Consider the following 13,263-nt stretch of genomic DNA (forward strand, 5'->3'; position numbering starts at 1 on the left):
GCCATGTTACACCCCATTTTTGGCTATTTTACCAATTAGAGGTTTTACTTAGCAAAGTTACCTTGGTAAACTACTAGTATTGACCAAATACTTGAGCATATCACTTCTTATTTGCATGACCTACAACAGTCTGCTATTGAACAGGAATTAACTTTCACTGTTACGCTAGAAAATGTTGAATTTGAAACTCTTTCTCGTGTAGCGCTGGGTTTAACCTTAGAAGAAATTAGCGACTTCCTTCGGTTAACAGTCAAAGAAAACTTAACTAATGATGGTGTCGTTGTCGGCGCTGATTTTATCCCCAGAGCTGTCGAGTACAAAACTCGGCTACTCTCTCAAATGGGTATCGAGTTGGGTAAGCCAGCTACCATTCCTTTTAGCGGTTTGGATCTACTGCGCGAGTGGCTGATGAGGCGGCGGCGGCTATTCGCACAAGAGGCGCGTGAGCTACACCTACCTCAACCAAAAGGTGTGTTGCTTGCAGGGCCGCCCGGAACAGGTAAGAGCCACTGTGCCAAAAACATCGCTAGTATACTCAATCTACCACTTCTGCAACTCGATATTGCGTCCCTTTTGGGCAGTCTGGTAGGTGAGTCTGAGGGGAATGTCAGACGTGCTTTGAAAACTGCCGAGGCGATCGCACCTTGTGTCTTGTTTGTAGATGAAGTAGAAAAAGCACTGTCAGGTCAGGGCGATACAAGCGGTGTTTCTCAACGCATCTTGGGTACTTTGCTTACGTTCATGGCTGAATGCACTGCTGGGGTGTTTATAGTTGCAACCTGCAATGACCCATCAGCACTACCAAGTGAATTTAAGAGGAAAGGAAGATTTGACGAATCTTTCTTTGTTGATCTTACTACAGAACCGGAGCGTGTACAGATTCTGGCGATTCATCTACAACGCTTTGGCATTCATCTGGAATCGGAGTATTTGGAGGCGATCGCAGCCTCGACCGCGAAATTTTCCGGTGCTGAATTGGAAACTCTAGCATCTGAAGCTGCTCTGCTGGCATTCGATGAGGATAGACCGCAGCAGGTAACACTTGCTGATCTGGAAACCTGTCGTCAAACCATTACCCCGCTTGCGATTCAGGACGCTGCGGCAGTCGAGCGGATGCAGTCCTGGGCATCAACCGCACGACGGGCTAGTAGTCCTGTGGTTGCAGCGAAAACTCAATCTTTGCGTGCTGCTAAGTTTCGCAATATGAACTGATGAGAAAGCGATTGTCTCCTGATTCTATGGGGGCGATCGCCACCGGTTCATAGCGGGTACGCTATCGCTCTTTCTTTTAGTAATTGATAGCAGCCTTTTAATAGTTAATAAGGTGAAGAAACATGACAAGACTAAACGGCTTTCAGCAATAGGCTTCTCCCAAACTGACAAAACAGGGTTAAAATCGGGGGCTTCAGACCATTATTCATCCACCAGTCGAACAGGAGTTGATTCTGACTCCTGGCGACTGACGCATGTATTCTTCTTTGTTGAAGTGCCAGTAGAAGAAGGCTTTGTAGCTATGTTGTCACCCGTTAAGGTTTTATTTTCGCTTCAATTAAACTAAAGAAACTTTTTGTTTGGCTCATCTCGGTGACCTGAAAACCTGCTGTTGACAATAAATTTCGGAATTCATCTTCTGTCCGCATCAAAGAAGCACCAGTTAAAAATAAGTTGATAGTGGAAAAGCTGAGGAAGGGTGACGCGTTATCTGTTGACATGACAGTATCAACAATCAATAGCTGATCGTTAGGTGTCATAGCTTGGTAGCAATTCGTCAGAATTTTCAGAGCTTGACTATCGTCCCAATTCAGTAAAACTCGCGAAATTAAATAAAGATTGCCACCTTTGGGAATAGAATCAAAGAAGTTGCCGCCAATGATTTGACAACGGTCAGCAACTCCTGCCGTTGACAAAACTTTTCCTGCACCTGCAACAACATCTTCCTGGTCAAATAAGATACCTTGTAATTTGGTATTTGCCTTAAGAATAACGGCAATTAAGCTGCCAGTACTACCTCCGACATCTACAATTGTTTCAACTTTGGAAAAGTCATAAGCTTCCAGAAGCGGCAAAAGCCATTCTCTTGTCGTCTCTTCCATGAACTCGTTGAAATGATTTGCCAACTCAGGATTTTGTGCTACGTAACCATACAAACTGGTTTGAAAAGTTTGTTGAACAGCACTTTCACCAGTCGTAGCAGTATGTAGCAGGTTTCCCCATAAGGGATAAAATATCTGTGTTGTTGCCAGTATTGTGCTTCTGAGAGAATCAGAAGTGCCAGTCATGAGACGTTTTCCCAGGAGGTTTAATGTAAAGTTGTTGTACTCATCCACAGAAAATAGATCAACGCTGACCAGCATCCGCATCAAATGCTCAAGAAAAAGTTGATTGACTCCTGTGGCTTGGGCTAACTCATTGCCACTCTTAGCTCCATTGTTCAAAATATCTGCAATCCCTAGTTTCGCTGCAACAAAAATTGCCTGTGATTTGGCGAATCCATCAAATATTTCAAACAAGGGGTCTAAGGTTGATAAATTTTGATTTTTTTGTTGTTGTTCATGTAATAACATTTTCATCTCCTGATATAGCTCGGCGTCAATAAATCATTCTTAGTTCGTAATTGTGCTGAACGCGTTCACCCTTAGGCGTGCCGCAGGCAAGACAGCGCAACTACAAACGAAATTCCACAAATTTATATTTTGTTACATAGTTATGATTTTTCTTGCTTATCTCCTGAGTACTGAATTAACTGTCTTGCCTCATCAAGTTTCAGGCGTAACTTTTCGGCTAAAACTTGCACGTGGGGAAGATTATGCATAGTGATATGATTTCCAGGCACTGGTATAATCTTGACCCCAGAAGTTGCTAGCTCCAACCAAGGCAACTCTGGACTTTGGGCATTGTATGCGTCCCGTTCTGTAGCTAGGAAGAAAACGACTTGACCGGAATAAGTTTGCGGTACATAGTTTCGCATCGCTTTCACATAAACATTGAAAAGCTTGAGTTCATGGCGCAATTCTGGGAGACCAAAATTAGGCACTATTCCAGCATCAGTCATCTTCATCTGCTCCAAAAAGTAGAGGAGTTGCTCGTCAGAGGTCATTTGCTGTAGGTGCTCGACTGTTATAGGAATATTTAAACCAACACTGAGTATGTAAACCAGGATTGCAGTTTCATCTTCTTCCAAAAACACTGGCATTTGACCGGGACCTGGGGTATCGATCAGAGCCAACAGTGCTACCTCAAGACCTTGGGTATGTAGTTGCTGTGCCATTTCAAAGGCGACTGTACCGCCAAAGGAAGAACCTCCCAGAAAATATGGTCCTTGCGGCTGGAGAACACGTAACTGTTGAATGTACTGAGTCGCAATGTCCTCAACTTTGGTCAATGGCTCTGTGTGTCCATCTACTGCGGGGGATTGTATGCCATAAACTGTCTGGTCTGAACCAAGACAACGTGCTAAATCGCGGTAGGTGTAGACGTGTCCACCCACAGGATGTACTAGGAATAATGGTTGCTCGTAGCATCCCTTCTGAATCTCCACTAGCAATGAAGGTACAGACTTTGTTTGTGAATGGGTGGAAATCTCAGATTTTGATGGCGTCTGTTGAATGAGTTGCGCTAACGCGGCGATAGTAGGAGCTTGCAGTAAGCTATGGGGAGACAAGGACTTTTGAAAGGTTTGACTTAACTGGGAAAGAAGCTGAACTGCTTGTAGAGAGTCGCCACCCAATTCAAAAAAGTCATCGTGAATACCGATGTCGCCAATCCCAAGGAATTGTTGCCAAATTTCAGCCAGGCTTTGCTGTACTTCATTTGTGGGAGCAACATAAGCATTGTGTAAATTGGGTCGCAAATGAATTGGTTCTCGTTTTTGGGTGAGTTCAGTATTTTGTAAAGATGAGAATTGCGTCGGTTGGGGAATTCCTGGAGCATCAATCCAGTAAGGTTGACGCTCAAATGGATAAGTTGGTAAAGGAAGACGTTGGCGTTGCTCATGAGCAAAAAATTCTGACCAATTCACCTGTACACCAGCCAGCCAGAGTTTGCCTAAGGTTGTTAATAGGAAAGCAACATCTGAGTGTTCGTCCTGGGGATGGCGTAAGGAGGAGAGGACAATTTGCTCTGGGGCTTTCTCTGGATTTTGTTTTACTAATGTCGTTAATATTCGACCCGATCCAATTTCTAACAAGATTTGCTCTGGCTGTTTTAACAATTGTTGCAAGCCATCTGCAAAGCGCACTTCATGTCGTAGATGCTGCGCCCAATAGTTGGGATTTGTGGCTTGTTCTGCTGTTATCCACGTACCAGTGACATTGGACAGGTAAGGAATTTGAGGTGGTTTGAGATTGGTATTTTTTACCGCCAGAGTGAATGGTACCAAAATCGGCTCCATCATGTAGGAATGGAAAGCATGGGAGGTGTGTAGATGGCGACACTCCACCCCTTGTGCCATCAACTTGAGTTGTAATGTTTCTACAGCCTCTGTAGTGCCTGCAACGACACAATTAGCAGGTCCGTTAATTAGAGCCAAAGACAGTTGCTCGCCCAAAAGCGGTTGCAGTTGTTTTTCTTCTAGAGGAACCGCAAGCATAGCACCTGGGGGCAATTGCTGCATAAGTTGCCCTCGTTTTGCTACCAACGATAAAGCATCTTCTAAAGAGAACACACCAGCAAGACAGGCAGCGACATATTCGCCAATACTATGACCAATCATGGCTTGAGGATGTATTCCCCAGGACATCCACAACTGCGCTAAGGCATACTCAATGATAAACAGTGCTGGTTGTGTTAGCGCAGTCTGCTTGAGTTGCTCTGTCGCTTCTTCAAAGTGATGCTTTTGGGGATACAGTATCTGACGCAAGTCCAATCCCAGATACGGCTTGAGGATTTGGGTCCCCACATCAATATGATGTCGAAATGTCGGCTCTACTTGGTAGAGTTCTAACGCCATATTGACATACTGCGCTCCTTGTCCAGAAAACATAAATACGACTCTTCGCTTTATGGATTCTTGAAAGTTGGTCAAAACCCTTTGTGACTCATTGGTTGAGAGTGCAGCGATCACATCTTCTTGAGTCCGACAAACCAATATCCGTCGATAGTCAAAAGCCTTTCGACCTCTACTTAGGGTGTAAGCAACATCAGCTAGGTTAAGCTTGGGATGCTCCTTCAAGTGCTCCACCAAATTCACCGTTGCACTCTCAAGTGCAGAATCGGTTTTTGCTGAGAGCATTAGCAATTGCCAAGGTCGTGATTGTCCAGAGGTTTGAACAACCGGAGCTTCTTCGAGAATAACATGGGCATTTGTACCACCAACGCCAAAGGAACTTACTCCTGCACGGCGCGGAGTTCCCTGAGTATTCCATTCAGAAAGTTTGGTATTGACATAGAATGGGCTGTTGGCGAAATCAATCTCTGGTGATGGTTCCTCAAAATGCAGGCTCGGTGGTATTAACTTATGTTTGAGCGCACAAACAGTTTTGATTAAACCAGCAACACCCGCTGCCGAATCGAGATGTCCGATGTTGGTTTTTACAGAACCCAAGGCACAAAAACTTTTCTTTTGAGTGTAATGTGAGAAAACCTGTGTGAGAGCCGCAATTTCTATGGGGTCACCCATAGGGGTTGCTGTTCCGTGGGCTTCTATATAAGTGATGCTTTCCGATTCAACTTCAGCAAAAGCTAGAGCTTGGGAAATGACTGCTGCTTGTCCATCCACACTCGGTGCGGTTAAGCCAACTTTCTTTGCACCGTCATTGTTAATCCCACAGCCTTTGACGACAGCATGAATGTAATCTCTATCTGCAATCGCCTCCTCTAATCTTTTGAGAACCACAATTCCGACACCGCTACCACCCACAGTTCCTTGTGCTTTAGCATCAAAGGCGCGACAGTGACCATCAGGAGAAGCAATCATGCCCTCTTGGTAGAAATACCCCGTTTTTTGGGGAACTCGCACTGAAACACCACCTGCCAAAGCCAGATCGCATTCATAATTTAACAAGCTTCGGCAAGCCATAGAAATTGCGACTAATGAAGTCGAGCAAGCTGTTTGAATCGTGACACTTGGTCCAGTCAGATTTAACTTGTAAGAAACTCGTGTCGATAAGAGATTGCTATCATTAGCAATCATCATTTGATAATCCCCAACAGATTTTCTTAACTCAGGATTGGCATAAAGGTTATTCAAAAAGTAGGTGTTGAATCCTCCAGTTCCAGCATAAACTCCTATAGAAGCAAAGTAGGTTTCCGGCTCATAACCTGCTTGCTCTAATGCCTCCCATGCACATTCTAAAAAAAGACGTTGTTGTGGGTCTGTGATTTCAGCTTCTGTTGGATTCATACCAAAGAATGCCGCATCAAACCATTCAATATTGTCGATAATACCGTTGGCTTTGACATATTGAGAGTGCCGAACCACTTCTTTCGCAATACCTACTGATTCCAGTTCCTCTTGTGAGAAGAACGTAATAGATTCTACACCATTTCGTAGGTTGTACCAAAATTCTTCTACATTTTTTGCCCCAGGAAATCGGCCTGACATCCCAATAATAGCAATGGCTTCTTGGGAATCGGACCTCTCAAATTTCTCCATTATTTTTGCTCCTGACGTTGCCTACGTTGCTTATGCCGATTTATTGCTTCTTTTTGCTGATTAACTTGTTGGTGGCTTTGCTTAAAAGCGGTGTTTTCTGATGGCGACTGAGTTAAATAGTTTGCTAAAGAATTGATGGTAGGATACTGAAACAGTTCCACCATTAATACCTTTTTGGGAAGCAGCTGTTGCAACTGGTTATGAACCTGAGCTATCAGTAATGAATGACCACCTAAATCAAAAAAGTTGTCATATATTCCCACTTTTTCTCGGTGTAATACCTGCTGCCAAACTCTAGCAATTGTTTGTTCTAGTTCAGTTTGGGGTGCCACATAAGTTGCTAACAACGCTTGTTGAAAATCTGGTGCGGGCAATGCTTTGCGGTCTACTTTGCCGTTGGGCGTCAACGGCAACGACTCCAGCATAACAAAAGCACTTGGCACCATGTAATTTGGCAGTTTTGTTTTTAGGAATTGACGCAACTCGCTAATTGTGGGTGCTGTGTGCTGTTGTGGCACGATGTAGGCGATTAAGCGCTGATCCCCAGAAGTGTCTACTCTAGCTGTGACGACAACTGAGTGAACTGATGGGTGTTGGCTCAGTACCACTTCTATCTCCCTCAATTCGATGCGGAAGCCGCGAATCTTTACCTGGTTATCAATGCGTCCCAGGTATTCGATATTACCATCTGGTAAATAACGGGCTAAGTCACCTGTTTTATATAATTTTGAATTTTGAGATTGCGTCGCTTCGCTCGCAACCCTTCGCGATTTTGAATTATAAAACGGGTTGGGGATGAATTTCTCAGTTGTCAATTCTGGACGGTTGAGGTAGCCTCTGGCTAACCCCACACCACCGATGTGTAACTCTCCTGGTACACCAATCGGCACTAGCTGCAAATTTTCGTCTAAAATATAGACTTGTGTGTTGGCGATCGCTCTACCAATAGAAATTTTCTCGTCGCCATCAGTGCATTTTGCAATTGTGGCACAGACAGTAGCTTCTGTTGGCCCGTAAGCGTTGAAAAAGTTTCTGCCAGCAGACCACTGCCTTATTAATTCAGCAGAACAAGCTTCTCCTGCCACAATCATAGTCTGCAATGCTGGGAGTTTTTCTACAGGCATAACTGCTAATGCCGAGGGTGGTAGGGTGATATGAGTAATGCAATGATTGCGTAATTGCTCAATTAACGGTATACCGGGCAGTAAAGAGTCTTTTGTTCCCAGGTAAAGTGTTGCCCCTGACCCCAAGGCCATCACGAATTCCCAGATAGAAGCATCAAAACTCAGGGAGGCAAACTGGAGAATACGACTGGAGTTTTGCAAGCCAAAAGTCTGAATTTGAGCTTGAGCTAAGTTGCACAGTCCGGTATGCTCAACCATCACGCCCTTGGGTCTGCCTGTAGATCCTGACGTGTAAATTACATTAGCTATATGAAAAGCTCTGACTTCACTGACGGGATTATCTTGATTGTTTTGGATAATTTGTGACCATATCTCATCCAAACAGACAAGGTTTGCTTGATGCTGTGACAGTTTGTCAACAAGTCGCTGTTGAGTCAGCAGTACTGAAACTTGAGCATCTTCTAACATGAAGCTCAAACGTTCTTGGGGATAGTCAGGATCAAGTGGCACATAAGCCCCACCCGCCTTGAGAATTCCCAACAGTCCTACCACCATTTCTGGTGAGCGTTTCACACAAATGCCCACCAGCACCTCAGGACCAACACCCAAAGACCGCAAGTAGTGCGCCAATTGGTTCGCGCGACAATTCAACTCATGGTAGGTCAGTTGTTCATTTTCATACACCAATGCTACCGCATGGGGAATGCGTTCTGCCTGTGATTCAAACAAATGATGGATACACTTATCAGTAGGATACTTTACAGTAGTATCATTCCACTCCACGAGTAACTGCTGTTGCTCAACTTCACTCAGCAAGGGCAATTGGGAAATTGGCTCAATAGGATTGGCAACAATTCCAGATAGCAATGTCTGGAAATGCCCTGCCATCCGCGAAATTGTGCTGCTATCAAACAAGTCAGTATTATACTCCCACACACCCACCAGTCCAGAGGCGGTGTTCTCCATTGATAAGGTTATATCAAACTTTGCCGTTGCACTTTCTGCTGGCAATAAACTGACAGTTAACCCAGCAAGCTCTACTTCGGGCATGGGTGCATTCTGGAAGACAAACATTACCTGGAACAGTGGTGTATGGCTTAAGTTCCGTTCTGGCTGCAATGCTTCCACCAGCATTTCAAACGGCAAATCTTGATGAGCATAGGCATCAATTGCCATGTTTCTGACGCGACCAAGTAATTCGCCAAAGTTGGGATTGCCTGAGACATCAGTACGCATCACTAAAGTATTGACAAAAAAGCCAATTAACCCTTCTATTTCATTGTGATTGCGATTAGCAATGGGAGACCCCACCAGAATATCTGACTGTCCTGTGTAGCGGTAAAGTAATACATCAAACGCTGCCAACAGTGTCATGAACAAAGTGACTCCTTGTTGCTGACTCAGTTGTGTCAGCGCAGCAGTTAGCTCAACTGACAGTTCAAACTTCAGATGTGCCCCACTGAAGGTTTGCTCTGTTGGTCTTGGTCGGTCGGTGGGGAGCGATAATAAACCTGGTGCATCCGCCAGTTGTTGTTGCCAGTAAGCCATTTGGGTTTGCAGTACATCACCTTGCAACCACTGTCTCTGCCACACTGCAAAGTCCGCGTACTGAACAGGCAGTGGTGCAAGGGGTAATGGCTGACCTTGAGAATAAGCATCGTACAACGCTGCCAGTTCCTGGACAAACACACCCATTGACCATCCATCAGATACAATGTGATGCATACACACTAGCAAGATGTGTTCTGTGTCGGATAGCACCACTAATGTCGCTCTGAATAATGGTTCATTTGCTAGGTCAAACGGTTGTTGCGCTTGTGCGATTGCTAATTGTTGTGCAGCGATTTCTTGCTCGCTTGTTGGTAAATACTGCCAATCGACAATTGAAAGCGTCCAAGCAGTTTCTGGGTGAATGATTTGAGTTGGTTGTCCATCAACTGTGACGAAGTTGGTGCGTAAGGCTTCGTGGCGATGAATGATTTCGCACAAGCTTTGTTCTAAGGCTGTCACTTGAAGCTGACCTTGCAGTCGTAAAGCCCCAGGAATATTGTAGAAAGCACTGTTGGGCTTTAACTGGTCTAAAAACCACAATCTACTTTGAGCAAATGACAGTGGTAAGTGTGCATTTCTTGGGGTTGGTAAAAGCGGTGGTACTGTCAGTTCTAACTGCTGTTGCTGCCACTGCTGGATCTCTCGCGCCAATTGTGCAACTGTTGCTGCTGTAAACAGGCTGCGCAATAGTAGTTCTATTTTGAAGGTGGTATGAATGCGTGAAATTACTTGGGTTGCTAGTAGCGAGTGTCCCCCGATTTCAAAGAAGTTATCATGTATGCCCACTTGCTCTACTTTGAGGACATCAGCCCAAATGTGCGCTAGCATTTCTTCGATTGGCGTGCGCGGAGCAATATATTTGTCTAACAGTTCGCGATCTAATTCTGGTGCTGGTAGGGCACGGCGGTCTACTTTACCATTAGGAGTTAGGGGCAACGACTCCAGGATCACTATTGTAGATGGAACCATGTAATTTGGCAGCTTTGTTTTTAGGAATTGACGCAACTCGCTAATTGTGGGTGCTGACTGGTTTTGTGGCACGATGTAGGCGACTAAGCGTTGCTCCCCAGGGGTATCTTTGCGAACAATAACACAAGATGCCTGCACATCACCATTCTGGCTCAGTATTGCTTCAATTTCTCCCAATTCGATGCGGAAGCCGCGAATCTTTATCTGGTTATCAATGCGTCCCAGGTATTCGATATTACCATCTGGTAAATAACGGGCTAAGTCACCTGTTTTATATAATTTTGAATTTTGAGATTGCGTCGCTTCGCTCGCAACCCTTCGCGATTTTGAATTATAAAACGGGTTGGGGATGAATTTCTCAGTTGTCAATTCTGGACGGTTGAGGTAGCCTCTGGCTAACCCCACACCACCGATGTGTAACTCTCCTGGTACACCAATCGGCACTAGCTGCAAATTTTCGTCTAAAATATAGACTTGTGTGTTGGCGATCGCTCTACCAATAGAAATTTTCTCGTCGCCATCAGTGCATTTTGCAATTGTGGCACAGACAGTAGCTTCTGTTGGCCCGTAAGCGTTGAAAAAGTTTCTGCCAGCAGACCACTGCCTTATTAATTCAGCAGAACAAGCTTCTCCTGCCACAATCATAGTCTGCAATGCTGGGAGTTTTTCTACAGGCATAACTGCTAATGCCGAGGGTGGTAGGGTGATATGAGTAATGCAATGATTGCGTAATTGCTCAATTAACGGTATACCGGGCAGTAAAGAGTCTTTTGTTCCCAGGTAAAGTGTTGCCCCTGACCCCAAGGCCATCACGAATTCCCAGATAGAAGCATCAAAACTCAGGGAGGCAAACTGGAGAATACGACTGGAGTTTTGCAAGCCAAAAGTCTGAATTTGAGCTTGAGCTAAGTTGCACAGTCCGGTATGCTCAACCATCACGCCCTTGGGTCTGCCTGTAGATCCTGACGTGTAAATTACATTAGCTATATGAAAAGCTCTGACTTCACTGACGGGATTATCTTGATTGTTTTGGATAATTTGTGACCATATCTCATCCAAACAGACAAGGTTTGCTTGATGCTGTGACAGTTTGTCAACAAGTCGCTGTTGAGTCAGCAGTACTGAAACTTGAGCATCTTCTAACATGAAGCTCAAACGTTCTTGGGGATAGTCAGGATCAAGTGGCACATAAGCCCCACCCGCCTTGAGAATTCCCAACAGTCCTACCACCATTTCTGGTGAGCGTTTCACACAAATGCCCACCAGCACCTCAGGACCAACACCCAAAGACCGCAAGTAGTGCGCCAATTGGTTCGCGCGACAATTCAACTCGTGGTAGGTCAGTTGTTCATTTTCATACACCACTGCTACCGCATGGGGAATGCGTTCTGCCTGTGATTCAAACAAATGATGGATACATTGATCGTGGGAATAGTCTACTTGAGTGTTGTTCCACTCCACCAACAATTGATGACGTTCTGTGGTAGTCAACAGTGGTAATTCTAAAATTCTCGCTTTGGGATTGGCAACAATTGCTTGTAATAGAGTTTGAAAATTTTGGACTATGCGAGTAATTGTAGCCGCATCAAATAAATCAGCACTGTAACTCCAAACACCCTCAAGACCGGATGAATCTTCCCAGTAGTTAACTTCCAGGTCAAACTTGACCATTTCATCAACTGGCAAGGACATATTTTGGATAATTAAACCTGGCAAATCCCCAAAAGACAGTGAGGTATTCTGGAGGGCAAACATCACCTGTACCAGAGGATTACGACTCAAATCTCGTTCTGGCTGTAGCTTTTCCACCAACATCTCAAAAGGCAAGTCCTGGTGGGCGTATGCTGACAACGTGGTTTGCCGCACTTGCGCTAAAAAGTCAGCAAAGCTTGGGTTGCCAGAGAGATCGCCCCTTAATGCTAGGGTATTAGCAAAAAACCCCATGAGTTGCTCGAGGCTCTTGTTGTTGCGGTTAGCAATTGGGGAGCCAACAACAATATCTGACTGACCACTGTAACGACAGAGCAAGACTAAAAAAGCTGCCAGTAGGGTCATAAACAACGTTGCGTCTGACTTCTGGCTCAGTTGCTTGAGGCGTTGCGTGAGGTCGCGATCCAGTCGAAAACGCTTAACTCCACCTCGGAAGGTCTGAACTGGGGGACGTGGTTTATCAGTAGGCAGTTCTAGTACGCCAGGGGCACCTGCTAACTGTTGTTGCCAGTAATTCAGTTGGCGTTCTAAGACTTCGCCAGTCAGCCACTGGCGTTGCCAAAAGGCAAAGTCAGCGTATTGGATGGGCAGTTGGGCTAGTGGATTGGGCAATCCTTGAATGAAAGCTGCATAAGCTATTGATAACTCACCAAAAAAGATGTTCAAAGACCAGCCATCATAGATAATGTGGTGCATCTTCAACAGCAGTACATACTCCTGAGTATTCAGTTGGAGTAGAGTAAATTGTATTAATGGCCCAACAGCTAGATCGAAAGGCTGAGATGCCTGAGAATTAGCCATTTGCCGAATCCGATCAGTTTGTTCCTTGGCTGACAACGCCTGCAAGTCATAGACTGGTAAAGTTAAGGCAGTAGGAGGGGCAATTCGCTGAACAGGTTTTCCGTCTACTGTGGGAAAAGTTGTTCTTAAGACCTCGTGGCGGCAAATGAGTTCACCCAGGCTCTGCTCTAGTGCAACTATATTGAGCGACCCATCTAGCCGCAGAATCAACAGCATATTATAAGAACGACTATCGGGTGAAAGCTGATGCAAAAACCAGAGCCGCTGCTGTGCAAAAGATAGGGGAAGTTCACCGTCCCGTGGCACTCTTTGAATCGGCAACTGATGAGAAGTTTTAACCTGCTTTGCTTGCTGTAAAAACAGCATAATTTCTGTTTTACGCCCAGTTATTTCCTGAAGTAGCGTTGGAGTTAACACCCCTTCAGGTGCATGACAGCGCAAGCGATCGCCATTGGCCTCTAGGTTAATATTTAAGTTGCTCAGGCGATCAAGGAATTCAATAATGCTGTTAGTCAT

At 45.0% G+C, this 13,263-nt stretch carries 3 protein-coding genes and 1 pseudogene; 1 reads left to right on the forward strand and 3 read right to left on the reverse strand.

Annotated elements, in window-relative coordinates; all coding sequences use genetic code 11:
• Nucleotides 1-75: 75 nt before the first annotated feature.
• Nucleotides 76-1,212 (forward strand): annotated as a pseudogene (locus G1O98_RS10595) (AAA family ATPase); the annotation flags it as partial.
• 314 nt (nt 1,213-1,526) lie between these two features.
• Here the strand turns inward: G1O98_RS10595 and G1O98_RS10600 are convergent.
• The 3 genes from G1O98_RS10600 to G1O98_RS10610 form a co-directional block, all read right to left on the reverse strand.
• Nucleotides 1,527-2,564, reverse strand: coding sequence for a methyltransferase (locus G1O98_RS10600; RefSeq protein WP_163928758.1), 1,038 nt, complete (start codon nt 2,562-2,564; stop codon nt 1,527-1,529).
• Between the two features lie 140 nt (nt 2,565-2,704).
• A complete protein-coding gene (locus tag G1O98_RS10605) occupies nt 2,705-6,592 on the reverse strand; it encodes a type I polyketide synthase (protein WP_163928759.1) in 3,888 nt (1,295 codons plus the stop codon).
• Nucleotides 6,592-13,263: a non-ribosomal peptide synthetase gene (locus G1O98_RS10610; protein ID WP_163928760.1), complete on the reverse strand. Its 6,672-nt coding sequence runs from the start codon at nt 13,261-13,263 to the stop codon at nt 6,592-6,594. The genes G1O98_RS10605 and G1O98_RS10610 overlap by 1 nt, the downstream gene beginning before the upstream one ends.

Origin of the sequence: Nostoc sp. UIC 10630 (assembly GCF_010747425.1) — a bacterium.
Lineage (GTDB): Bacteria > Cyanobacteriota > Cyanobacteriia > Cyanobacteriales > Nostocaceae > Nostoc.